This window comes from Pseudomonas spelaei (assembly GCF_009724245.1).
Classification (GTDB): Bacteria; Pseudomonadota; Gammaproteobacteria; order Pseudomonadales; family Pseudomonadaceae; genus Aquipseudomonas; species Aquipseudomonas spelaei.
Genome location: NZ_WNNK01000014.1, coordinates 95,266 through 116,949 on the forward strand (window position 1 = coordinate 95,266; position 21,684 = coordinate 116,949).

The following is a 21,684-nucleotide window of genomic DNA, read 5'->3' on the forward strand; positions in this document are numbered from 1 at the left end:
AACTCCCGAAGGCGCTGCTAAGCTGAATCAATCCTCGCCATCCTGGCAGCCCAGGAGGTCCTATGATTGGTTCGATGCTGTATGCCACTGATCTCGGCCTGTATGCGCCTTATGTGATGCAGCATGCGCTGGCGCTGGCGCGAACATTCAATGCCGAGCTGTATGTGATTCATGTGGTGGAGCCCATCGGCCTGTTCGCTGAATCGGTGTTGCAGAGCTACCTTGATGAGCAGGCTATGAGTGAGTGGCAGAGCCAGGGGCTGGCGACGGTAATGGCCAATATCGAGCAGCGGGTACTGGACAGTTTTCGCGAGGAGTTGGGGGATGGCGAGCAGGACCTCAAGTTGATCCGGTCGGTGCGAGTGATTCAAGGCGATCCCTGCGAGGTGATTCTCGACCAGTCGCAGAAACTCTCGGTGGATTTGTTGATCGTAGGTAGTCATAGCCAGGCCGTCGGTGTGGCAACGCCCCTGGGGCGAACCGCTGCACGGGTGCTGCAGCTGTCGCTGGTGCCGGTGTACCTGGTGCCGCTGTTGCAGCGTCGACGCAATGATGACGTGTGATTGGTGGAAAAGGATAAAAAGTTCTAGATTTATCTGTTCAACCTTTAATATAGTTATATACCGTCGCTGATACCCGTGGCGTCTATCTGCTTTGAGGGACACATATGAAGCTTCAACAACTGCGCTACATCTGGGAAGTGGCGCACCACGACCTCAACGTTTCCGCAACTGCTCAAAGCCTTTACACCTCGCAACCGGGTATCAGCAAGCAGATCCGCCTGCTCGAAGATGAGTTGGGCGTCGAAGTCTTTGCCCGCAGTGGCAAGCACCTGACCCGCGTCACTCCGGCCGGCGAGCGCATCATCACCACCGCAGGCGAAATCCTGCGCAAAGTCGAAAGCATCAAGCAGATCGCCCAGGAATTCTCCAACGAGAAGAAGGGCACCCTGTCGATCGCCACCACCCACACCCAGGCTCGTTATGCGCTGCCGCCGGTGATCAGCAGCTTTATCAAGCAGTACCCGGACGTTGCCCTGCACATGCACCAGGGTTCGCCGATGCAGATCGCCGAGATGGCCGCAGACGGCACCGTCGATTTCGCCATCGCCACCGAGGCCCTGGAGTTGTTTGGCGACCTGGTGATGATGCCGTGCTACCGCTGGAACCGCTGCGTCGTGGTCCCGCAAGGCCACCCGCTGGCCAAGCTGGCGAAGCTGACGCTGGAAGCCCTGGCTGAATACCCGATCGTTACCTACGTGTTCGGTTTTACCGGCCGCTCGAAACTTGACGAGGCGTTCAGCCATCGTGGCCTGACACCGAAAGTAGTCTTCACTGCCGCCGACGCCGACGTGATCAAAACCTACGTGCGTCTTGGGTTGGGCGTCGGTATCGTCGCCAAGATGGCAGTCGATGCCACCCTCGATAAAGACCTCGTGGTGCTCGACGCCAGTGAACTGTTCGAGTCCAGCGTGACCAAGATCGGTTTCCGTCGCGGTACCTTCCTGCGTGGGTTCATGTGCGACTTCATCGAGAAGTTCGCCCCGCACCTGACCCGCGAAGTCATGGCCAAGGCCATCCAGTGCCACAACAAGCAGGAACTGGAAGAGCTGTTCGATGGCGTTGAACTACCGGTTCACTGATCGGCTCACTTGACCTCGGTAACAGCAAACTGTTGCCGAGTGCCAGCCACCAGAATCTCCACCTCATCGCCCTCGAACTTGCCCAGAAGGCTTTTGCCCAGGGGCGAGCGGGGGGTAATGACGGTTACCGGTTGCCCGACGACTTCGACCTTCAAGCCAGCAGCGTCCGCTGCTAAAAACAGCCATTGCTGGCGACCGTTGTCATCCTCCAGCCCCAGCAATGCACCCACCTCAATGCCCCGTTGCTCATCGTAAGCACGCAGGTTCATGTTCTGACAGAGTGTCAGTGCCAGCTTGATTTCCTCGACCCGCCGGGCTTGGCCGGCCGCCAGATAAGACGCTTCGAGCCCGAGGGTGTCGTATTTGTTCTCCGCGATGTTTTCTTCATGGGTCGCGGTTTCGTAAGCGGTTTGTGCGGCGCGCTGGGCGATATCAAGATCGATCGCGAGCTTTTCCAGGATCAATTGGTGGACGGCGTGTTTATTCATGGGTCTGCTTGGTCATCAGTCGCAAAATTGCAGGACGTTGGCCCGGCTCTTGTCGCTGGGGGCGTTCTGGTCTTGTTGCAGCCAGAACTGGCATTTGGGGTTGGACAGGTTGCGCGGGTTGTTGCGCGCCTGGTCCAGCGTCTGTTGTTGCTCCTGTTTGCGCAGGTTCTCCTGGTATTGCTCGAACATACGGTTCGGTGGTTGCGGTGTAACGACCACAGGTTTGTCCAACTGCTGCTGCACGACCCGAGCTACCGGCGCTATGGTTTGCTGCGGTAAATAACGGGACGCCAGCCATACGGTCAGCACTATGGCGATAAACCCCAGCCACAGCCCTAAGGCCACGGCGATACTGAGTTTGAACAGCGAGAGCGGACGATCAGACATGATGGCCTCCTGGCGGGCATTTGCGGCATGGCGCCGATTGTCCCACAGCAGCGGGCAGAATAATCGCGATCAACTCTTCTGCATCGGTGCATTTATGCGGACAATCGAGCCTTTGAGCGTTGGAGCCCGGAATGAAAGCCCGCTGGGATATTTTTTGTAGCGTCGTCGACAACTACGGTGACATCGGCGTGACCTGGCGCCTGGCCCGGCAACTGGTCGCGGAGCACGGCTGTGGGGTGCGCCTGTGGGTGGATGATCTACGTGCATTCGAGCGCCTGTGTCCCGAGGTGGATGTACGCTTGGACCGACAGGTGCAAGAGGGTGTCGATGTGCGTCGCTGGCCTGCGGACTGGCCAGCGACCGAGGCGGCAGACGTGGTGATCGCCGCATTCGCCTGCCAATTGCCGCCTGGCTATATGGAAGCAATGGCCGCGCGCGCGCGCACGCCGCTGTGGATGAATCTGGACTATCTAAGCGCCGAGGATTGGGTGGTCGGCTGCCACGGTCTGCCGTCAGTGAAATTCAAGGGCGTACAAAAGTACTTCTTCTTTCCGGGCTTTCGTGCGGGTACAGGTGGCTTGTTGCGTGAGGCAGGGTTGCTGGGCCGGCGCTTGGCCTTTCAGCGGAACGCCGCCTGGCAGCAACAGTTTCTGCAAACACTCGGGGTTTTTCCGGCGGCGGGTGCGCGGTTGATGTCGCTGTTTGCCTATGAAAACGCCGGGTTGGCCAGTTGGCTCGATGTGCTGGCAGCCGACGGGTGCACAACTCATCTGCTGATTCCGGAAGGGCGGATCCTGGGTGATGTGCAGCGCTGGCTGGGTATTGAGTCGTTGAGTGTGGGCGATGTGCAGCAACGGGGTGCCTTGACCGTGCAAGTACTGCCGTTCGTACCTCAGACGCAATATGACCACCTACTGTGGTGCTGTGACTTCAACGCAGTGCGTGGCGAAGACTCATTTGTACGGGCGCAATGGGCCGGTCGCCCATTCTTGTGGCACATCTACCGTCAGGATGAAGACATCCACCTGGACAAGCTCGACGCCTTCCTCGAGCTGTACACCGAGGGCTTGTCAGCGCCCGCGAGAACCGCGCTGGTCAGCCTTTGGCAGGCGTGGAACGCTGATGGCAATATGGCACATAGCTGGAAAAAGCTCCTGGAGCATTGGCCAGAATTGACCGTTCACGCTGAAAAATGGTGTCTGGAACAAGGCTCCCGGCCCGATCTTGCGACGGCGCTGGTACAGTTTTATGTAAATTGGATATGATACGCGACCTTGATTTTTGTAAATCCCATCCAAATTTCGGATATACGCAATGAAAACTGGTAAAGAACTGAAACCCGGTACAGTGATCCGTCTCGAAAACGACCCTTGGCTGGTTCAGAAAGCTGAGTTCACCAAGTCTGGTCGTAACAGCGCCATCATGAAGACCAAGCTGAAGAACCTGCTGACCGGTTACAAGACCGAGATCGTCTACAGCGCCGATGACAAACTGGACGACGTGATCCTCGACCGCAAAGAAGCGACCCTGTCCTTCATCAGCGGCGACACCTACACGTTCATGGACACCACCGACTACACCATGTACGAGCTGAACGCTGAAGACATCGAAGCCGTTCTGCCGTTCATCGAAGAAGGCATGGAAGACGTCTGCGAAGCCATTTTCTTCGAAGAGCGTCTGGTTTCCGTAGAGCTGCCGACCACTATCGTGCGTAAGGTTGCCTACACCGAAGGTTCCGCTCGCGGCGACACTTCGGGCAAGGTGATGAAGCCTGCCAAGCTGAGCAACGGTACCGAACTGCAAGTAGCCGATTTCATCGAAATCGACGACCTGATCGAGATCGACACCCGCGAAGGTGGTTCGTACAAAGGTCGCGCCAAGAAGTAATTCTGGCGACACCGATACGAGAAAAAGCCCGACCATGAGTCGGGCTTTTTTGTGCGCGTCAGTTTTTACTTCGGGCGTGACTGGCGTCACACGATGACGTGCAGGCGTACATCGACGTTGCCACGGGTGGCGTTGGAGTACGGGCAAACCTGGTGTGCGGCATCAACCAGGTTTTGAGCTTCATCCTGGGCCAGGCCTGGCAGACTCACATGCAAGTCGATGTCCAGGCCGAAACCGCCAGGGACCTGACCGATGCCGACGTGGGCGGTAATCGAAGCGTCATCCGGGATTTTGCGTTTGGTCTGGCTGGCGACGAATTTCAGGGCGCCGATGAAACAGGCGGAGTAACCGGCAGCGAACAGTTGCTCCGGGTTGGTGGCCTGGCCACCGGCACCACCCAGTTCTTTTGGGGTGGAGAGTTTGACATCAAGGATGTTGTCGCTGGAAACGGCACGACCATCACGGCCGCCGGTGGCGGTGGCTACTGCGGTATAGAGAGTTTGCATGATGTATTCCTCGCGGGTTATGCGCTAAAAGTTTGCGCGCTAAGTAATTTGCGACATAAATGTATCGCGCTAATATTTAGTGCACAAGATAAAATTACAAAAAAAACCATCCACTGCCGAAGCAAGCCTGCTTCTACAGTGGAGTCAAAGGGTTACACGCTGGCCTGCAAATGGCCCCGCAACGCCAGCAAATCGACCTGCAGCTTGCGCAACTGCTCAATGTCCAGCCCGCTGGCGCCGAGGATGCACTGAGGAATATCCATGGCCTTGTCCCGAAGGGCACGCCCGGTGTCGGTCAGTTCAACTACCACCACCCGTTCATCTTCCCGGCTACGGGTGCGACTCAACAGGCCCTCCACTTCCAGGCGTTTGAGCAGCGGCGTCAGTGATCCAGGATCGGTCAGCAGACGGCTGCTGATTTCGCCCACGGTCAAGCCGTCCTCTTCCCACAGCACCATCATGGCCAGGTACTGCGGGTAGGTCAGGCCAAGGGCTTGCAACAAGGGCTTGTACACCTTGGTCATCAATAACGAGGTGGAGTGCAAGGCGAAGCACAGTTGGTTGTCGAGCAGCAAGGATTCACAGGTGTCGGGGAGGGGGGTCATGGCAATGCCTTAAAACGTGTCTGATCAGGAATCTAGCGGGCAAACCTTTAACGCGCCAGACAATTCTGCCCGGGCGGTCAGCCCAAGCCGCTCTGCAAGGCCAGATCCCATGGCGGGACGGGGCTGAAACGTGCCTTGAGGTATTCCAGCAGCAACCGGCTGCGGGCGTTGGCATGCTGTTCCAGGCGCAGCGCATAAATCCCGGCGGTTTCCGGGGAGGGCAGGCCGTTTTCGCAGAACAGCGGCACCAATTCCCCACGCACCAGGTATTCGCTGGCCAGCCAGGTCGGCAAGTGCGCGATACCCAACCCTGCCAGGGCGCCCGAAAGCAACGCTTCGGCATTGTTGGCACTCATGCGGATGCGTTGTGGCCGATAGGTGGTCTTGCGTCCGTCCAGCTCGAAGCGCCAGGCGAACAACGGCGCAAGGCCCTCCCAATCCAGCCCGTCATGCTTGCTCAACTCGCGGGGGTGAGTGGGTGTGCCGCGACTTTTCAGGTAGGCCGGGCTGGCGCAGGCGATACGTACGATGCTGGCCAGGGGCGTGGCGATCAACCGGGTATCGACGATATGCCCGGCACGCAACACCAGGTCAACTTTACCCAGGTGGGCTCCTTGCATATCGACGAAGCTGTCGATCAAGTGCAGGTGCACATCGAGGCCTGGGTAGACATTGAGGAAGTCAGCGATCACCGGTGCAAGGTGGCGTCGACCAAAAGCCGCCGGAGCGTCTACACGAATCAAACCTTCTGGTGCATGACTCAACGACACCGCTTCCGCCCGCGCCAGTTGCAGTTCGCTGACGATCCGCCGTGCCCGCTCGGCAAAGGCTAGCCCGGCTGGCGTTGGTAGCACGGCGTGAGTGCTGCGCAAAAACAGGCGGCTGCCCACTGAAGTCTCCAGGCTGTCGATCCGGCGGGCGACGGCGGAAGGCGTCAGCGGATGACGTCGAGCCGCTGCGGAAAAGCTTCCCGCCTCAAGCACGTCAAGAAACAGGCTTAACTGATCGGTCAGGGTATTGGGGTTCATGGCAGTGCTGCTTGTGCGAAATAGGCATAGCCATTGTGCGTTGCTGTGCGTTTCCGCGCCAGAGTGGACTGCGTAGCATGCAAGACACTGGATTGCGAAGGAGCAAGTGGTGGCAGATTTAGCAATGTATTGGCTGCTGGGTGCGCTGTTGGGCACGGTTGGCGGTTTGTTTGGCATTGGTGGCGGATTGATCGCCATCCCTGTGCTGGGCGTGCTGTTTGGCCTGGATCAACAAATCGCCCAAGGCACGGCGCTGGTGATGGTTGTACCCAATGTGATGCTCGCATTGTGGCGCTACCACCAGCGCAACCGGATTGAACTGCGTCATGCGCTGCCGCTGGGTGTGATGGGATTCTGCTTTGCCTGGCTGGGGTCGATATGGGCGGTGGGCATTGATGCGGGCGTGATGAGGGTCGGTTTTATTGGCTTCTTGTTGGCGTTGTCGGCCTACAACCTGCTGCGTATGTTCACCAGCAATACGCCGCCCTCGGCGCAGATGCGTTATTCGTGGCCGTGGCTCGGCGTGTTGGGCGCGGCTTCCGGGTCCATGGGTGGTTTGTTTGGCGTGGGCGGTGCGGTGGTTGCGACGCCGGTATTGACCAGTATTTTCGGTACCAGCCAGGTGGTTGCACAAGGTTTGTCGCTGGCATTGGCCCTGCCCAGTACCGGTGTGACCCTGGTGACCTATGCCTACCACCATGAGGTGGACTGGGCGATTGGTGTGCCGTTGGCGGTTGGTGGCCTGCTCAGTATCAGTTGGGGCGTAAAGGTTGCCCATGCCATGCCAGAACGGTTGCTGCGTGGCCTGTTTTGCGGCTTTCTGGTGGTTTGTGCGGTGATGCTGACCTTTAAAGTTTGAAGCCGTCGATGATGTACTCGGCCAGGCACTCGGTAATCGGGGAGGTTGTGCGCGCATTACGCAGCAACCGCAGATTGACCGATGGCAAAGGCGGGAAACCTTCGGCAGCGCCCAATATCCGCAGGTCTTCGGTCACCAGGCTTTCCATGGTGACCGTGACTGCCAGGCCGGCACCCACCACGGCCTGGATCGCGGCGCCGTTTGAGCTGTGATAGGCCAGGCGATATTCGCGCCCATCAGCATCCAGAGCCGCGCGCGTCCATTGGGTGCAGAAGCCGTCCATGCCGGAAACGGCCAGGGGCAGCGCGGTGTGTTCATCCACACAGAAGCAGGGTGCAGCGACCCAGACCATGCGTTCATGGCGAAGCAATTCACCGATTTCATTCCCCGGTTCGCGGCTGACAACGGTCAGGTCCAGGTCTCGGCGTTGCATCAGCACCGTTGACGATTCGCAATGCATTTCAATCTGGATCAGTGGGTAAGCCTTGGAAAAGCGCTTGAGGATGCCCGGCAAAAACCGCATCACGTAGTCATCGGGTGTGCCGATGCGCACCAGCCCGACCATGTGCGGCTCGCGCAGGGTATTGAACACCTCACTGTGCAATTTCAGGATCCTGCGGGCATAGCCCAGTAGAACCTGGCCCTCTGGCGTCAACCTGACCTGACGACCATCGCGTTCGAACAGTTTGCGCTGCAGCACATCTTCTTCCAGGCGCTTCATCTGCATGCTCACCGCCGACTGGGTGCGGTTGACCTGCTCGCCCGCACGGGTAAAGCCGCCTTGATCAGCGATGGCAACGAAGGTGCGCAGCACTTCGGTGTCAATACTCGGGTAGCTGGACAATCGATCAATCTCCGAGATGTATTGCATAAGAAACATTCGTTGGATTGATCATAGCCCCAGGCACAGACTTCAGTCATCCCCACTGGAGGGCGAAATGATGAAAGGTCAAAAAGGTTACGTATTGATGGTGAAGCAGCCGTTTCGTGGTCTGTTTCAGAGGATGGCTCGTTGGCAGACGCTGCGCCGCGAGCGTGTGGAGTTGGCCGGCATGAGCGACGATGCATTAAAGGATATCGGCCTGAGCCGCGCCGATGTCGAGCTGGAAACCCATCGTCACTTCTGGGAGGACCCGCTGCGAAAATGACACGGATGTCTCTACACAACACGGGATGCAGTAGGGTAGTTTGCGAGCATACAAGGAGATGCACATGCCTGCAGAACTGTCCTTTTCCCTCAAGCAAGCCCGGCGTCTGGCGCTGGCGGCCCAAGGCTTTTCCGGGCGCCAGCCGCCAGCGCTGATCAAGGCTGCGCAGGTCAATCGTCTGATCGAGCGCCTCGGCGTGCTGCAGATTGACTCGGTCAATGCCGTGGTGCGCTCCCATTACCTTCCGCTGTTCTCCCGCTTGGGCAACTATGCCCCTTCCATTCTTGAGCAAGCAGCCTGGAGCCAGGGCCGACGGCGCTCGCTGTTTGAGTATTGGGGGCATGAAGCCTCGCTGTTGCCGATGGCGCTTTATCCGTTGATGCGCTGGCGCATGGCGCGGGCAGAGCAGGGTGAAGGGATATATCAGCAAATGGCGCGCTTTGGACGTGAACAACAGGCCACTATTCGCCGAGTCCTGGCGGTCGTTGAGCAGCGGGGTGCCTTGGGGGCTGGCAGTTTGTCGACGCGTGAGGAGCGCGCCGGCCCGTGGTGGGACTGGAGCGATGAAAAGCATGCCTTGGAATGGTTGTTCGCGGCCGGCTTGGTGACGGTCGCCGGACGTCGTGGATTTGAGCGGCTTTATGATCTGCCGGAGCGTGTGATTCCCGCCGAAATTCTCCAGCAGGCGCCCTTGAGTGAGGCTCAGGCGCAGCGAGGTTTGTTGTTGCAGGCGGCGAGTGCGTTGGGTGTGGGGACTGAAAAAGACCTGCGCGATTATTTCCGCCTGGAACCCGGCGACAGTCGCACACGCCTGGCAGAGTTGGTGGAGGAGGGGCTATTGGTCCCGTGTCAGGTCCAGGGCTGGAAGCAATTGGCCTATTGCGCGCCTGAGCCGAAAGTCCCGCGTAAGGTGCCCGCCAGTGCGTTGCTGTCACCCTTTGATTCGCTGATCTGGGAGCGCAGCCGCACCGAGCGCCTGTTCGATTTCCGCTACCGGCTGGAGATCTACACCCCACAGCACAAACGGGTGTATGGCTATTACGTGCTGCCGTTTTTGCACAATGAACGAATCGCCGCGCGGGTCGACCTGCGAGCCGAGCGTGCGGCCGGGCGATTGGCGGTGCATGCGGTGCACGAAGAGGAACCGGGGTTGGATGAGGAGGGGATGTTGGCGTTGGCTTTGAATTTGCGGCAGATGGCCGACTGGCTGGGGCTTGAGCGGATACAACTCAATTGCCCGCGGGCCAGTGCGGCGCGGTTGCGAGTGGCGCTCTCAGCGCTTGACCTGTTTTAACGTCTCCGCAATCAAGAAGGCCAATTCCAGTGACTGATCGGCGTTCATCCGTGGGTCGCAATGGGTGTGGTAGCGGTCCGACAAACCATCTTCGGTAATCGGTCGCGCACCACCGATGCACTCGGTCACGTTCTGCCCGGTCATCTCGATGTGAATCCCGCCGGCGTAGGTGCCCTCGGCTTGATGCACCTGGAAGAACTCCTTCACCTCGCTGAGGATCTGCGCGAAGTCGCGGGTCTTGTAGCCGCTGCTGGCCTTAATGGTGTTGCCATGCATCGGGTCGGAACTCCACAGCACCTGCTTGCCTTCGCGCTGTACGGCGCGGATCAGGTTGGGCAAGTGGTCGCCGACCTTGTTGGCGCCCATGCGCGCAATCAGGTTGAGACGGCCCGGATCATTGTCCGGGTTGAGGATGTCGATCAGGCGAATCAGGTCCTGCGGCTTCATGCTCGGGCCGACCTTGACCCCGATCGGGTTGTTCACCCCGCGCAGGAACTCGACGTGGGCACCGTCCAACTGACGGGTGCGATCGCCAATCCACAGCATATGGGCCGAGCAGTCGTAGTAGTCGTTGGTCAGGCTGTCCCGGCGCACGAACGCTTGCTCAAAGTTGAGCAACAGGGCTTCGTGGGCGGTGAAGAAGCTCGTCTCGCGCAGTTGTGGTGAACTGTCCATGCCGCAGGCGCGCATGAAGGCCAGGGTTTCATCGATGCGGTCGGCCAGTTGGCTGTACTTCTCGGCCAGGGCGGAGTTGGCGATAAAGTCCAGGTTCCACTTGTGCACTTGGTGCAGGTCGGCAAAGCCGCCCTGGGCAAAGGCCCGTAGCAAGTTCAGGGTGGCGGTGGACTGGTGGTAAGACTGCAACAGGCGATCAGGGTCCGGCACCCGGCTTTTTTCGTCGAAGCCGATACCGTTGACGATGTCGCCTCGGTAAGCCGGCAGGGTCACGCCGTCGATGATCTCATCGTTGGCCGAGCGCGGCTTGGCGAACTGACCCGCCATGCGCCCGACTTTGACCACCGGGCAGCCGGCGGCGAAGGTCATGACCACGGCCATCTGCAGCAACACCTTGAAGGTATCGCGGATTTTCGCCGCCGAAAATTCGGCAAAGCTTTCCGCGCAATCACCGCCTTGCAGCAGGAAGGCCCGACCGTTGCTCACCTCGGCAAACTGACGGCGCAACTCGCGGGCTTCCCCGGCGAATACCAGGGGCGGATAACTGGCCAGGGTCTGCTCGACCTGCAACAAGTGTGCGGCGTCAGGGTACTGGGGTTGCTGCTGGATCGGCAGGGCACGCCAGCTATCGGGGCTCCAGGGTTGGCTCATCATGAACTCAAGTGATTTATAGTCGGAGGGCCATGTTAGCAGCAATTTAGTGCGTGACCTGCTGCGGTCGGTTCGCGGACAATCGCGCCTTTCCCGCTTGGGAACAGGCGGCTGGATTTTGTGGGTGGACGTTAGGAGTAGTCATGACTGAGGAGCGCGTCGAGCGCCTGCTGGCCGAGGTCCATGATGACTTCGGCATGATCCGTGTGCTGGAAGTGGCTGATTACCGCTTTCTTGAGTTTGGCGACGCCATCGAGCAGAGCTGCGTGTTTACTGCTGATCCGAGCTGGCTGGAGTATGACTATACCCGCGCCATGCTCATTGGCGCGTTGTGCCATGAACAGCCGGAAAGCGCGCTGTTCCTTGGGTTGGGTGCTGGCACCTTGACCCAGGCCTGCCTCAAGTTCCTGCCCCTGGAGGATGTCGAAGCCATTGAGCTGCGCCCCGATGTGCCGCGCCTGGCCATCGAATTCCTTGGGCTGGATGACGATCCACGTTTGTATATCCGTGTCGGCGACGCCCTGCAGTTGCTGGAAACGGCCGAGCCTGCGGACCTGATTTTTGTCGACCTTTATACCGACGTCGGCCCGGGTGTCGGTCATCTGGCCTGGACCTTCCTGGAGAACTGCCAGAAAAAGCTCAACCCCGGTGGCTGGCTGGTGATCAATCAGTGGGCGACCGATGATGGCAAACCGTTGGGCGCTGCCTTATTGCGCGGCTTGTATCACCGGCATTATTGGGAGTTGCCGGTGAAAGAGGGCAATGTGATCCTGATTGTGCCGGCGGACCTGGATCAGGAACTCGATCTGGTGGCGCTGTCCGCCCGGGCCGAGAGCCTTGCGCCACGATTGGGGTATTCGCTGCAATCGTTGATCAAGGCGATTCGGCCGGCAACGTAAGGCGTGGCGTCAAAGTCCTTTGAATACACCGGGCCGCTTTTCAATCATGGCCCGGATACCTTCCTTGGCGTCTTCACTGTTCAGCAGTTTCTCCACCAGCACGGGCAAGCCGGCCGCAGCGGCGGTTTCACCTTCGATTCGGGCCTGGCGTGCCGACATCAAGGTGGCCTGCACGCCCAGCGGTGCCTGCCGGGCAATACGATTGGCCAGCTCCAGCGCGCGCGGCAGCAGGTCTTCACTGGCCATCACTTCTTGCACCAGGCCCAGTCGCAGGGCTTCGTGAGCATCAAACTCATCCCCGGTGAGCAGCCAGCGCATGGCATTGCCCCAACCGGCAATCTGATGAAAGCGCAAGGTTGCGCCGCCAAAGGGAAAGATCCCACGCTGCACTTCCATCTGCGCGAAGCGAGTATTGCTGGCGCACAGGTTGATATCCGCCGCCAGCATCAGTTCGATGCCGATGGTCAGGCAATAACCCTGGGCGGCGACAATTACCGGTTTACTGACCCTGGGGCCTGCGAATACGCCCCAGGGATCGCAACCTCCCAGCGGCGGCTGCCAGCCCTGGGCCATCGCCTGTCCGACGTTTGCCAGGTCCAGTCCGGCGGTAAAGTGATCGCCGTGGCCAAAGACAATCGCCACCCGTGCTTCATCATTACGATCAAATTCGCCATAGGCCAGGCTCAGTTCGTTGAGCAGCTCCAGGTCAAAGGCATTGCGTTTGGCCACCCGGTCCAGCCCCAGCAACAGGACATGGCCTTGCTGTTCACGGCTGACACGGCTGCTGCTGGCTTGATTCATGGGGTGTGTCCTCGGGCGCAAAGGGGGCGTTCGGACCGAAGGGCCCGCTGCGAAAGGTGAACCGTTTAAGTGTCATGACCAACAGGGCCGGGCCTTTGAAAAATAGACGTTGCTATCAGGATGTGCAAAGCCTTTGATACAGAGCTGTTTATCGGGTCTTTCCGATAAAAAAAGCTCCCTTTTTCAGCGATTTCCGGTATAGTGCGCGCCGGCCTTTAACCGGGCCGCGTTTAGGTAGTGCAATTCCCCGAAGCCAGCTTCGGCTGCTCGTCCGCACAGCGGACTCTTCCTTGACGAATCTTTTCCATTCATTCGTTTTCGCAAATCCCCGCCGACAAAGCAGCCAGGGCGACTCTTGAGTCTCAACACGGCATGCGCAGCTTTGGAGCATGGGTCTTTGCGGATGCACTTAGAGGCAGACCCATGACCCAGGAAACCGGCGGCTTCGCCGCTTTTAATCTTAACCCGAATATTCTTGCAGCCGTCATCGCGACTGGCTACGAAGAGCCTTCGGCTATTCAGCAGCAATCGATCCCGATCATCATGGCCGGCCAGGACATGATTGGCCAGGCGCAAACCGGTACCGGTAAAACCGCCGCGTTCGCTCTGCCTATCCTGCACTGCATCGATCCTGCCAAGCGCGAGCCGCAAGCCCTGATCCTGGCGCCAACCCGTGAGTTGGCGCTGCAAGTAGCAACTGCTTTCGAAACCTACGCCAAGCAAATGCCAGGCGTTACCGTTGTGGCCGTTTACGGCGGCGCGCCTATGGGCCCACAACTGAAAGCAATCCGTAATGGTGCACAGATCGTTGTCGCCACCCCGGGCCGTTTGTGCGACCACCTGCGTCGCGACGAAAAAGTCCTGTCGACCGTGAACCACCTGGTTCTCGACGAAGCTGACGAAATGCTCAAGCTGGGCTTCATGGACGACCTGGAAGTCATCTTCAAGGCACTGCCAGCGACCCGTCAGACCGTATTGTTCTCGGCCACCCTGCCGCAGTCGATCCGTGCCATTGCTGAACGCCACCTGCGCGATCCGCAACACGTGAAGATCCAGACCAAGACTCAGACCGTTACTGCGATCGAACAGGCTCACCTGTTGGTTCACGCTGACCAGAAGACCTCGGCTGTATTGAGCCTGCTGGAAGTCGAAGACTTCGACGCCCTGATCATGTTCGTGCGCACCAAGCAAGCGACCCTGGACCTGGCCAGTGCCCTGGAAGCCAAAGGCTACAAAGCCGCTGCGCTGAATGGTGACATTGCCCAGAACCAGCGTGAGCGCGTCATCGACTCCCTCAAGGATGGCCGTCTGGACATCGTTGTGGCGACCGACGTTGCTGCTCGTGGTCTGGACGTTCCACGTATCACTCACGTGTTCAACGTTGACATGCCTTACGATCCAGAGTCCTACGTTCACCGTATCGGACGTACTGGCCGTGCCGGTCGCGAAGGCCGTGCCCTGCTGCTGGTGACTCCACGTGAGCGCCGCATGCTGCAAGTGATCGAGCGTGTTACCGGTCAGAAGGTTGCCGAAGTTCGCCTGCCGGATGCCCAGGCCGTTCTCGATGCCCGCATCAAGAAACTGACCAACAGCTTGGCGCCACTGGTAGCTGATGCTGAATCGACCCACGGCGACCTGCTGGATCGCCTGACCGCCGATATCGGTTGCACCCCGCGTGCCCTGGCGGCAGCCCTGCTGCGCAAGGCTACCAACGGTCAAGCACTGACCCTGGCTGCAATCGAGAAAGAACGCCCATTGGTGCCGAACAACGCTCCGCGCGGTGATCGTCCAGAGCGTTCCGGTGATCGTCCGGACCGTGGTGATCGTGAGCGCCGCGCTCCGGTTCCATTGGCCGAAGGTCGTGCTCGCTGCCGTACCGCGCTGGGCGCGCGTGACGGTATCGCTGCCAAGAACCTGTTGGGCGCAATCCTCAATGAGGGTGGCCTGGCACGTGAAGCGATCGGTCGTATCCAGGTCCGTGACAGCTTCTCTCTGGTAGAGCTGCCGGAAGATGGCCTGGAGAAGTTGCTGACCAAGCTGAAGGACACTCGTGTTGCCGGTAAGCAGCTGAAGCTGCGTCGCTATCGCGAAGATTGATCCGCTTTCGGGCTGATTGATCGAACATAAAAAATCCCCGACTGGTTCGGGGATTTTTTTTGCCGTGCAACTCGCTTACCGGTGGTGGTCTCGTGGGGGGGGCTGCGAATTTGGAAGATGCTGGAGGCAAAATGCTGGCCTGATGAGCAGGAAGCCGGATGAGGTGGTGTAGCGGGGTTTGTGATTGGCAGTGCGAAGGCATCGACGGAGTCTGTGGCGTGTACGGGCGCGGAGCCGGGTACGCTGAGCGGGGGTAAAACGGTAAACGGTTTATCCGCATAATTTTAATCGTCGTATACGGAACCGTACGTACGGTGGTGTGAGAGGAGGACGCCTATGAATCCGCCTCCTACTCGATTGCGATTGAAGGGGTAGATAGCATGCAGTCCTCTGAGGACGCAGTGGTGTTGGCGGCAGAGGACGTCAATATGGGGAGGAGAGTGATGGGGTATTTTCAGCAATATCAGCCGCAACTGTCAGCTACTGACCTTATTGGTTTTAGGAAAAGTCCGAACGTCTGAGCGGACTTTCCGGCAGCCTGCTTAGGCGTAAAATACCTACTATCTATCTAATGTATCTCACGTTTTTGTTGTTCAAAATGGAATGGTTCGCTTGTAATTATACCAATGGATAGGCACATGATTTGACGGCTATTGATTAATTTTTCCAGAAGAGGTTTGTGCCTGTTATGTCTATTGAATGTTCGCAGTTTTTTCCACAAAAAATTCCTGAATTTTTTGTTGAACCTCCAATGCTGCCGTCAGTGAATGTAACTGGAGAACAACGGAGCGGCCAGAGCGAAGAGCATAGGAGTAGCCCGCAGTTGAGGGCGCACACAATCGGTTCGGATGCTGCGGTCAGTCGCTCAAGAAGAAATGCACCATCAGTACCTATTTCGTCTGCGAACACCACCGAGACCTCAAGGCTTGATAGGGTAAGTGATCCAAAACTCGAAATTAAGAAAGAGGCCACGTCGCCCAATGGGCTGTATGGTGTGACTTACTCACTTTCCGCGCCTGGCTCTGGGTTGAGCAACATCACGTTTCCGATGAGTATCGATGAAGGCCTTCAAAGAAAGAGTAGCAAGGATGCGGGGATTTATTACGCAATGCAGTTTGGCGTTAATAATGAGGAGGGTAAACCTCTTGCTCGCGGTTATATTGGGATGCAGCCACGCGAGGATGGCAAGGCGCTGATTGTGTTTTCTGGAAGTGGCTCGCATTTTAACGCGCCACAAGGTCGCTCCGAGTTTGATGGAGGAAAGGGAGCCAGCAATAGCACACTGGTAGATTTTAAGTTTGGGAATAAATATAACCTTACAGTGGAACTAGATTCTGAGGACCCCCATAAACTGAAGGGATTTGTTCAGGATGTCACGGACCCTGATAACCTTGGGCCAAAGCAGCATGTCAAAGATATTTATGTCGATCAGAAGGTTGCGTTGTCCGGTAGTGAATCAGGGTTTGTCGAACACTACGGATCGAAAATAAGCCGAAGCTCGCAGATTGCTCCTACTAGTGGTGGTTTTTTTGCACCATTTACTCGAGATGATAAGGGTGATGTTAAGGTTGGTGAAATAAAGAGTAATGGGTTATATGGCCGATATAGGAATTCGATGGTTGGCAAGCAACTGGTCATCAAGGAGGCGGGTAAAGGTAAGGAGGTAAGTTTTTCTTTTCAGGGGGTTGGTTATGAGAAGAAGATCTGAAATATGGAGCTATAGAAGCTATTTTGAGACGGCTGCATAATCTGATACCAATGGAGTTAATAAGATCTTGGGTGGCAGTTTCAATTCTGAGCTTGTTAGAGTCGTGCACATCGCAGATCCCTTCCGATCAATAGCGTGAACGCTGTTAGCACTTCCAGATTTTTAGCGTAAACACTCAGCAAGATCTAGCAGATGGCAAGCTGCACGTAAGCGTGTCGGTTTTTCTTCTGGTTCGGCGCGACCCCCCATTCCTTGGCGATTTAGAAAGTCTGGAAGGCCCGCGCAAGTGAGTATTTTCGATTTTTTGAGCTTCATTCGCTTTCGGATCTGCGTCAGCCGAAGCGGTAAATGTCCATGCCCAGCGCACCCATGGTAAAGCCCTGGTGCGCCACGCTGAAGGGGCCACCCGCGCCTCGGGCGAAATACAGCGGCAACAAATGCTCATCACTGGGATGGCTGCGCACCGCATGGGGGGCCTGACGCCGGTAGTCGTGCAAGGCGGCTTCATCCAGGGCCGTGAGTTTGTCGACGATCCAGTCCCGGAAGTCCCGAGCCCAAGGCTCGATGCTTTCCGGGCCGGCGCGCCAGTCCAGCTCGCCAAGGTTGTGGGTGATGCTGCCTGAGCCGATCAGCAGTACGCCTTGTTCGCGCAGGCTGGCGAGTGCTCGCCCGACTCGGGTTTGCAGTGCGGGTCCCATGCGGCTGGGCAACGACACTTGCACCACGGGGATGTCGGCGTCCGGATACATCAGCGACAGCGGCACCCAGGTGCCATGGTCGAATGGGCGTTGGTTATCGATACGCGCACTCAAGCCGTCTGCCGTCAGCAGTTCGACGATTTGCGCGGCCAGTTGTGGTTGGCCGGGGGCAGGGTATTGCACGGCAAACAGCTCCTGTGGAAAGCCGCCGAAGTCGTGCCAGGTCTCTGGAGCCGGGTTGCCGCTGACCAGCAGTTCCTGACTTTCCCAATGTGCGGACACCACCACAATAGCTTTGGGGCGTGGCATCTCGGCAGCCAATCGCTTGAGTGCCGGGCCGCTGGCGCCAGGTTGCAGGGCGAGCATGGGAGAACCGTGTGAGATAAACAGGCTGGGAAGCATGGGCAGGGTCCTGAGGAGTAAGATGGACCTATCTTCAATCAGATCATTGATCTAAATCTAATATAAGTTTTAGCGCTATTTGATCGAATTTTCAGGGTGGAATCATGGAGCCGAAATTTTGGCATGAGCGTTGGTCGCGCAATCAGATTGGTTTTCATCTGCCCGAGGTTAATCCCTATTTGCTGCAACACTGGTCCGGCCTGGATTTGGCGGGAGGGAGCAGGGTGCTGGTGCCGCTGTGCGGAAAAAGCCTGGATCTGTTGTGGCTGGCCAGTCAAGGGCACCGGGTTCTGGGTGTCGAGCTATCGGAAAAAGCCATCGAGGAGTTCTTCAGCGAGCAGGGGCTGACGCCGCAGATCAGCCGGCAGGCTGTTTTCAAGGTTTATCAGGCGGGGTTTATCGAGCTGTGGTGCGGTGATTTCTTCGCCCTGGAGGCGGGGATGGTGGCCGATTGCACCGCGCTTTACGATCGCGCAGCGCTGATTGCCTTGCCACCCTTGATGCGGGAGCAGTATGCCGCGCACCTGAATAGGATCCTGGTCTCGGGTTGTCAGGGAATGTTGATCACCCTTGATTATGACCAGGCTCGGAAGGCAGGCCCGCCGTTTGCCGTGACCGATCAAGAAGTCCGGTTGCTCTTTGGAGGGAGTTGGCAAATGTCTGTAGTGGATGAGCGGGATATTCTTGGAGAGAGCTGGAAGTTTGTGCAGGACGGCGTCACGAGCCTGGAAGAGCGGGTTTATCGATTGACCAAGACCTGAAACGCGCCCACAAAAAAGGGGCGATTCAATCGCCCCTTTCTGTATTGCTGCGGACTATCAGCCCCGACGACGCAGGGCGTCGATCCGCTCTTCCAGCGGCGGGTGGCTCATGAACAGGCGAGCCAGGCCTTGCTTGACGCCACCGTTGATGCCGAAGGCGTTCAGGGTGTCGGGCATGTGCACTGGCAGCCCCTGTTCGGAGCGCAGGCGCTGCAGGGCGCCGATCATCGCGTTGGTGCCTGCAAGGCGCGCACCGGCTTCGTCAGCGCGGAACTCCCGTTTGCGTGAGAACCACATCACGATCGAGCTGGCGAGGAAGCCCAATACCAGTTCGGCGAAGATCGTTGCTACATAGTAGGCGATACCCTGGCCACCTTCGTTCTTGAAGATCACCTTGTCGACGAAGTTGCCGATGATTCGTGCGAAGAACATCACGAAGGTGTTCACCACGCCCTGAACCAGCGCCAGGGTGACCATGTCACCATTGGCCACGTGGCCGATTTCATGGGCCAGCACGGCCTTGACTTCATCGGGTGAGAAACGCTCCAGCAAACCCTGGCTAACGGCTACAAGAGCATCGTTCTTGTTCCAGCCGGTGGCAAAAGCGTTGGCTTCATACGCCGGGAAGATTCCGACCTCGGGCATCTTGATTCCGGCTTCACGGGACAATTGCTCGACGGTTTGCAGCAACCATTGCTCATGCCGGGTGCGTGGCTGAGTAATGATTTGGGTGCTGGTGCTCATCTTCGCCATCCACTTGGAGATGAACAGCGAGAAAATCGAGCCGGCGAAACCAAAGACCGCACAGAAAACCAGCAGCTGATTGAGGTTGAGATCAACCCCGTTGGCCGCCATGAACCCGTTGAAGCCGAAAAGGCTCAGGGTGATGCTGGCAATCAGCACGACCGCCAGGTTAGTGGCCAAGAACAGCAGGATGCGCATCATGGTTGTAGAGTTCTCCTCATGCTTAATATGTCGCGTACTGCGGGGTATATAAGGTGCGGCACGGGGCTATTCAACCGAGCGACTATTTCAAACTGTGTCCTACAGCCTGAATGTAGAGCCTTGAAGGGATATTCCGATCCCGGATACTGGTCGTTACGCTCGCCCCGTGGCCTTACAGTCCTGTAATCATTGAGTGGCAGGTTACCAAGATTGAGGCCGGCAGGGCCGAAGGTGTTTGTGTCCGCATCGGACAGAGAAGTGTTGCCAGATAATCGCTGTACGACCATAGGAGGGCCGTACAGCGCAAAGGCCATTACTGGCGATAGGATTTCAGGAAGTTCCCGATGCGACCTATGGCCATTTCCAGGTCATCCACTCGTGGCAAGGTCACCACGCGGAAGTGATCAGGCCACGGCCAGTTGAACGCAGTGCCCTGGACGACCAGCAGCTTTTCCGACAGCAGCAGGTCGAGCACGAACTTTTCGTCGTTGTGGATCGGGCAGACCTTCGGGTCGATCCGTGGGAAGGCATACAGCGCACCCATGGGCTTGACGCAGCTCACGCCGGGAATGTCATTGAGCAGCTCCCACGTGCGGTTGCGCTGCTCCAGCAAGCGCCCCTGCGGCAACACCAGGTCATTGATGCTCTGGTAGCCGCCAAGGGCGGTCTGGATGGCGTGCTGGCTCGGTACGTTGGCGCAAAGGCGCATGTTGGCCAGCATGTCGATGCCTTCGATGTAGCTCTGGGCATTGTGCTTGGGGCCGGAGATGGCGATCCAGCCGGAGCGGAAACCCGCCACCCGATAGGATTTGGACAGACCGTTGAAGGTCAGGCACAACAGGTCTGGCGCCAGCGACGCGGTGCAGATGTGCACGGCATCATCGTAGAGGATCTTGTCGTAGATCTCGTCGGAGAACACCACCAGGTTGTGCTGGCGTGCCAGCTCCAGCATGCCGAGCAGCACTTCTTTGGAGTACACGGCACCGGTGGGGTTGTTCGGGTTGATGATCACCAGGGCCTTGGTGTTCGGGGTGATCTTGGCCTTGATGTCGGCCAGGTCCGGAAACCAGTCGGCGCCCTCGTCGCACAGGTAGTGCACCGGATGGCCACCCGCCAGCGTCACGGCAGCGGTCCACAGCGGATAGTCGGGTGCTGGCACCAGCACTTCGTCGCCGTTGTTGAGCAGGGCCTGCATGGACATGACGATCAGTTCGGAAACGCCGTTGCCCAGGTAGATGTCTTCAATTCCGACACCTTCGACCTGCTTTTGCTGGTAGTACTGCATCACGGCCTTGCGCGCACTGAACAAGCCTTTGGAATCGCTGTAGCCCTGGGCAGTGGGCAGGTTGCGTATCACGTCCTGGAGGATTTCATCGGGCGCTTCGAAACCAAAGGGTGCCGGGTTGCCAATGTTCAGCTTGAGGATGCGATGGCCTTCCTCTTCCAGGCGTTTGGCGTGCTTGAGCACTGGGCCGCGAATGTCGTAGCAGACGTTGGCGAGCTTGTTCGATTTGCTGACCTGCATGGCGATGTGATCCTGAAAATGAACGATCCAGACGGTGTGAAGACAACCGTACTGTGAATCCTGCGCTGGGTGCACCCATAAATACGTTTGAATGCCGGTAACGCGGGTGCCAGACTGGCGTTTTGACGAGGCGCAATCATACGTGCCGCCTGATCCATGGAAAAGACACAGATCAGGCTTTTTCAGCTGCCGAGGTATACCGATGGAAAAGTTGCAGAAAACCGTTGATGAGTGGAAGGCCATGCTTGACCCGGAGCAATACAACGTGTGCCGCCTCAAAGGCACCGAACGGCCTTTTTCCGGCAAGTACAACGGCACCCGGACTGATGGTGTTTACCACTGTATTTGCTGCAACGAACCGTTGTTCGATTCCAAGGCAAAGTTTGACTCCGGTTGCGGCTGGCCCAGCTTCTACGAGCCGATTGCCAATAGCGCGATGATCGAGATTCGTGACGTGAGCCACGGCATGATTCGCACCGAAGTCACTTGCGCCAAATGCGACGCGCATCTGGGGCATGTATTTCCTGATGGCCCGCCGCCCACTGGTTTGCGCTACTGCATCAACTCGGTGTGTCTGGACTTGGTTGCGCGCTAGCTTTGCTCCTGTAGCCGCAGCCTCGTACCTCGGCAGCGGCTACTACGTTATAGGCGTTGATAAGTTTGAGTAATTAAATTGCA

The 21,684-nt window shown here is 58.0% G+C and carries 23 protein-coding genes; 12 read left to right on the forward strand and 11 right to left on the reverse strand.

The window, feature by feature from the left end; genetic code table 11:
* Positions 1-62: 62 nt before the first annotated feature.
* Together GNF76_RS17305 and cysB are read left to right on the forward strand one after the other, a co-directional pair.
* Positions 63-563, forward strand: coding sequence for a universal stress protein (locus GNF76_RS17305; protein ID WP_155584343.1), 501 nt, complete (start codon positions 63-65; stop codon positions 561-563).
* 104 nt (positions 564-667) lie between these two features.
* On the forward strand, positions 668-1,642 hold the full coding sequence (cysB, locus tag GNF76_RS17310; RefSeq protein ID WP_155584344.1) for an HTH-type transcriptional regulator CysB: 975 nt from the start codon (positions 668-670) through the stop codon (positions 1,640-1,642).
* Positions 1,643-1,647: 5 nt separating this feature from the next.
* On the opposite strand, the gene GNF76_RS17315 is transcribed toward cysB, so the two are convergent.
* Positions 1,648-2,130 carry a GreA/GreB family elongation factor gene (locus tag GNF76_RS17315; protein ID WP_155584345.1) on the reverse strand — a complete coding sequence of 161 codons (483 nt, stop codon included), beginning with the start codon at positions 2,128-2,130 and terminating at the stop codon, positions 1,648-1,650.
* A 15-nt stretch (positions 2,131-2,145) separates the two neighbouring features.
* Positions 2,146-2,517 carry a hypothetical protein gene (locus tag GNF76_RS17320; RefSeq protein WP_155584346.1) on the reverse strand — a complete coding sequence of 124 codons (372 nt, stop codon included), beginning with the start codon at positions 2,515-2,517 and terminating at the stop codon, positions 2,146-2,148.
* 131 nt (positions 2,518-2,648) lie between these two features.
* Between GNF76_RS17320 and earP the strand changes: the two genes are divergently transcribed.
* A complete protein-coding gene (earP, locus tag GNF76_RS17325; protein WP_155584347.1) occupies positions 2,649-3,782 on the forward strand; it encodes an elongation factor P maturation arginine rhamnosyltransferase EarP in 1,134 nt (377 codons plus the stop codon).
* A gap of 49 nt (positions 3,783-3,831) precedes the next feature.
* Entirely contained in the window at positions 3,832-4,404 is a 573-nt protein-coding gene (locus GNF76_RS17330) for an elongation factor P (protein WP_003172723.1), read from the forward strand.
* Positions 4,405-4,490: 86 nt separating this feature from the next.
* On the opposite strand, the gene GNF76_RS17335 is transcribed toward GNF76_RS17330, so the two are convergent.
* The 3 genes from GNF76_RS17335 to GNF76_RS17345 form a co-directional block, all read right to left on the reverse strand.
* Positions 4,491-4,910, reverse strand: coding sequence for an organic hydroperoxide resistance protein (locus GNF76_RS17335; protein WP_155584348.1), 420 nt, complete (start codon positions 4,908-4,910; stop codon positions 4,491-4,493).
* A 152-nt stretch (positions 4,911-5,062) separates the two neighbouring features.
* Positions 5,063-5,515, reverse strand: a complete 453-nt coding sequence (locus GNF76_RS17340) for a MarR family winged helix-turn-helix transcriptional regulator (RefSeq protein WP_155584349.1) — start codon at positions 5,513-5,515, stop codon at positions 5,063-5,065.
* A 77-nt stretch (positions 5,516-5,592) separates the two neighbouring features.
* Positions 5,593-6,543, reverse strand: coding sequence for a LysR family transcriptional regulator (locus GNF76_RS17345; RefSeq protein WP_155584350.1), 951 nt, complete (start codon positions 6,541-6,543; stop codon positions 5,593-5,595).
* Between the two features lie 109 nt (positions 6,544-6,652).
* On the opposite strand from GNF76_RS17345, the gene GNF76_RS17350 reads away from it, so the two are divergent.
* On the forward strand, positions 6,653-7,402 hold the full coding sequence (locus tag GNF76_RS17350; RefSeq protein ID WP_178123387.1) for a TSUP family transporter: 750 nt from the start codon (positions 6,653-6,655) through the stop codon (positions 7,400-7,402).
* Here the strand turns inward: GNF76_RS17350 and GNF76_RS17355 are convergent.
* Positions 7,392-8,273, reverse strand: coding sequence for a LysR family transcriptional regulator (locus GNF76_RS17355; RefSeq protein ID WP_155584351.1), 882 nt, complete (start codon positions 8,271-8,273; stop codon positions 7,392-7,394). The genes GNF76_RS17350 and GNF76_RS17355 overlap by 11 nt on opposite strands.
* Before the next feature lie 70 nt (positions 8,274-8,343).
* On the opposite strand from GNF76_RS17355, the gene GNF76_RS17360 reads away from it, so the two are divergent.
* Together GNF76_RS17360 and GNF76_RS17365 are read left to right on the forward strand one after the other, a co-directional pair.
* Positions 8,344-8,550 (forward strand): DUF1127 domain-containing protein, encoded by a 207-nt coding sequence (locus tag GNF76_RS17360; RefSeq protein ID WP_321210584.1) that lies wholly within the window; start codon positions 8,344-8,346, stop codon positions 8,548-8,550.
* Between the two features lie 64 nt (positions 8,551-8,614).
* On the forward strand, positions 8,615-9,844 hold the full coding sequence (locus GNF76_RS17365; RefSeq protein ID WP_155584353.1) for a winged helix-turn-helix domain-containing protein: 1,230 nt from the start codon (positions 8,615-8,617) through the stop codon (positions 9,842-9,844).
* Here GNF76_RS17365 and GNF76_RS17370 read toward each other — a convergent pair.
* The gene (locus tag GNF76_RS17370; RefSeq protein ID WP_155584354.1) at positions 9,824-11,170 is read right to left on the reverse strand and encodes a class II 3-deoxy-7-phosphoheptulonate synthase; all 1,347 of its coding nucleotides are present in this window, start codon (positions 11,168-11,170) and stop codon (positions 9,824-9,826) included. The genes GNF76_RS17365 and GNF76_RS17370 overlap by 21 nt on opposite strands.
* A gap of 143 nt (positions 11,171-11,313) precedes the next feature.
* On the opposite strand from GNF76_RS17370, the gene GNF76_RS17375 reads away from it, so the two are divergent.
* Positions 11,314-12,069 carry a spermidine synthase gene (locus GNF76_RS17375; protein WP_155584355.1) on the forward strand — a complete coding sequence of 252 codons (756 nt, stop codon included), beginning with the start codon at positions 11,314-11,316 and terminating at the stop codon, positions 12,067-12,069.
* 9 nt (positions 12,070-12,078) lie between these two features.
* On the opposite strand, the gene GNF76_RS17380 is transcribed toward GNF76_RS17375, so the two are convergent.
* Entirely contained in the window at positions 12,079-12,870 is a 792-nt protein-coding gene (locus GNF76_RS17380; RefSeq protein ID WP_155584356.1) for a crotonase/enoyl-CoA hydratase family protein, read from the reverse strand.
* Between the two features lie 423 nt (positions 12,871-13,293).
* On the opposite strand from GNF76_RS17380, the gene GNF76_RS17385 reads away from it, so the two are divergent.
* Entirely contained in the window at positions 13,294-14,967 is a 1,674-nt protein-coding gene (locus GNF76_RS17385; protein WP_155584357.1) for a DEAD/DEAH box helicase, read from the forward strand.
* A gap of 688 nt (positions 14,968-15,655) precedes the next feature.
* Positions 15,656-16,675 carry a hypothetical protein gene (locus GNF76_RS29605; protein ID WP_246211935.1) on the forward strand — a complete coding sequence of 340 codons (1,020 nt, stop codon included), beginning with the start codon at positions 15,656-15,658 and terminating at the stop codon, positions 16,673-16,675.
* A gap of 332 nt (positions 16,676-17,007) precedes the next feature.
* Here the strand turns inward: GNF76_RS29605 and GNF76_RS17395 are convergent, their stop codons facing one another.
* On the reverse strand, positions 17,008-17,775 hold the full coding sequence (locus GNF76_RS17395; protein ID WP_155584358.1) for a DODA-type extradiol aromatic ring-opening family dioxygenase: 768 nt from the start codon (positions 17,773-17,775) through the stop codon (positions 17,008-17,010).
* 104 nt (positions 17,776-17,879) lie between these two features.
* Here GNF76_RS17395 and GNF76_RS17400 point away from each other — a divergent pair, with 104 nt between their 5' ends.
* On the forward strand, positions 17,880-18,536 hold the full coding sequence (locus GNF76_RS17400; protein WP_155584359.1) for a thiopurine S-methyltransferase: 657 nt from the start codon (positions 17,880-17,882) through the stop codon (positions 18,534-18,536).
* Between the two features lie 57 nt (positions 18,537-18,593).
* Here the strand turns inward: GNF76_RS17400 and htpX are convergent, their stop codons facing one another.
* Together htpX and GNF76_RS17410 are read right to left on the reverse strand one after the other, a co-directional pair.
* The gene (gene htpX / locus GNF76_RS17405) at positions 18,594-19,481 is read right to left on the reverse strand and encodes a protease HtpX (protein WP_155584360.1); all 888 of its coding nucleotides are present in this window, start codon (positions 19,479-19,481) and stop codon (positions 18,594-18,596) included.
* A 313-nt stretch (positions 19,482-19,794) separates the two neighbouring features.
* Entirely contained in the window at positions 19,795-21,006 is a 1,212-nt protein-coding gene (locus tag GNF76_RS17410; RefSeq protein WP_155584361.1) for a pyridoxal phosphate-dependent aminotransferase, read from the reverse strand.
* A gap of 202 nt (positions 21,007-21,208) precedes the next feature.
* On the opposite strand from GNF76_RS17410, the gene msrB reads away from it, so the two are divergent.
* Positions 21,209-21,601 (forward strand): peptide-methionine (R)-S-oxide reductase MsrB, encoded by a 393-nt coding sequence (msrB, locus tag GNF76_RS17415; RefSeq protein WP_155584362.1) that lies wholly within the window; start codon positions 21,209-21,211, stop codon positions 21,599-21,601.
* The last annotated feature ends 83 nt before the right edge of the window (positions 21,602-21,684 follow it).

What these genes read in the sequence shown, in the direction of transcription:
- GNF76_RS29605 (WP_246211935.1), top strand. Translation starts at nt 15,656, where the DNA reads ATGTCTATTGAATGTTCGCAGTTTTTTCCACAAAAAATTCCTGAATTT.
- GNF76_RS17370 (WP_155584354.1), bottom strand. Translation starts at nt 11,170, where the DNA reads ATGAGCCAACCCTGGAGCCCCGATAGCTGGCGTGCCCTGCCGATCCAG.
- GNF76_RS17400 (WP_155584359.1), top strand. Translation starts at nt 17,880, where the DNA reads ATGGAGCCGAAATTTTGGCATGAGCGTTGGTCGCGCAATCAGATTGGT.
- GNF76_RS17365 (WP_155584353.1), top strand. Translation starts at nt 8,615, where the DNA reads ATGCCTGCAGAACTGTCCTTTTCCCTCAAGCAAGCCCGGCGTCTGGCG.
- GNF76_RS17360 (WP_321210584.1), top strand. Translation starts at nt 8,344, where the DNA reads ATGAAAGGTCAAAAAGGTTACGTATTGATGGTGAAGCAGCCGTTTCGT.
- msrB (WP_155584362.1), top strand. Translation starts at nt 21,209, where the DNA reads ATGGAAAAGTTGCAGAAAACCGTTGATGAGTGGAAGGCCATGCTTGAC.
- GNF76_RS17340 (WP_155584349.1), bottom strand. Translation starts at nt 5,515, where the DNA reads ATGACCCCCCTCCCCGACACCTGTGAATCCTTGCTGCTCGACAACCAA.
- earP (WP_155584347.1), top strand. Translation starts at nt 2,649, where the DNA reads ATGAAAGCCCGCTGGGATATTTTTTGTAGCGTCGTCGACAACTACGGT.
- GNF76_RS17305 (WP_155584343.1), top strand. Translation starts at nt 63, where the DNA reads ATGATTGGTTCGATGCTGTATGCCACTGATCTCGGCCTGTATGCGCCT.
- GNF76_RS17315 (WP_155584345.1), bottom strand. Translation starts at nt 2,130, where the DNA reads ATGAATAAACACGCCGTCCACCAATTGATCCTGGAAAAGCTCGCGATC.
- GNF76_RS17385 (WP_155584357.1), top strand. Translation starts at nt 13,294, where the DNA reads ATGACCCAGGAAACCGGCGGCTTCGCCGCTTTTAATCTTAACCCGAAT.
- GNF76_RS17410 (WP_155584361.1), bottom strand. Translation starts at nt 21,006, where the DNA reads ATGCAGGTCAGCAAATCGAACAAGCTCGCCAACGTCTGCTACGACATT.
- GNF76_RS17375 (WP_155584355.1), top strand. Translation starts at nt 11,314, where the DNA reads ATGACTGAGGAGCGCGTCGAGCGCCTGCTGGCCGAGGTCCATGATGAC.
- GNF76_RS17355 (WP_155584351.1), bottom strand. Translation starts at nt 8,273, where the DNA reads ATGCAATACATCTCGGAGATTGATCGATTGTCCAGCTACCCGAGTATT.
- GNF76_RS17335 (WP_155584348.1), bottom strand. Translation starts at nt 4,910, where the DNA reads ATGCAAACTCTCTATACCGCAGTAGCCACCGCCACCGGCGGCCGTGAT.
- GNF76_RS17380 (WP_155584356.1), bottom strand. Translation starts at nt 12,870, where the DNA reads ATGAATCAAGCCAGCAGCAGCCGTGTCAGCCGTGAACAGCAAGGCCAT.
- GNF76_RS17395 (WP_155584358.1), bottom strand. Translation starts at nt 17,775, where the DNA reads ATGCTTCCCAGCCTGTTTATCTCACACGGTTCTCCCATGCTCGCCCTG.
- GNF76_RS17330 (WP_003172723.1), top strand. Translation starts at nt 3,832, where the DNA reads ATGAAAACTGGTAAAGAACTGAAACCCGGTACAGTGATCCGTCTCGAA.
- htpX (WP_155584360.1), bottom strand. Translation starts at nt 19,481, where the DNA reads ATGATGCGCATCCTGCTGTTCTTGGCCACTAACCTGGCGGTCGTGCTG.
- GNF76_RS17320 (WP_155584346.1), bottom strand. Translation starts at nt 2,517, where the DNA reads ATGTCTGATCGTCCGCTCTCGCTGTTCAAACTCAGTATCGCCGTGGCC.
- GNF76_RS17345 (WP_155584350.1), bottom strand. Translation starts at nt 6,543, where the DNA reads ATGAACCCCAATACCCTGACCGATCAGTTAAGCCTGTTTCTTGACGTG.
- cysB (WP_155584344.1), top strand. Translation starts at nt 668, where the DNA reads ATGAAGCTTCAACAACTGCGCTACATCTGGGAAGTGGCGCACCACGAC.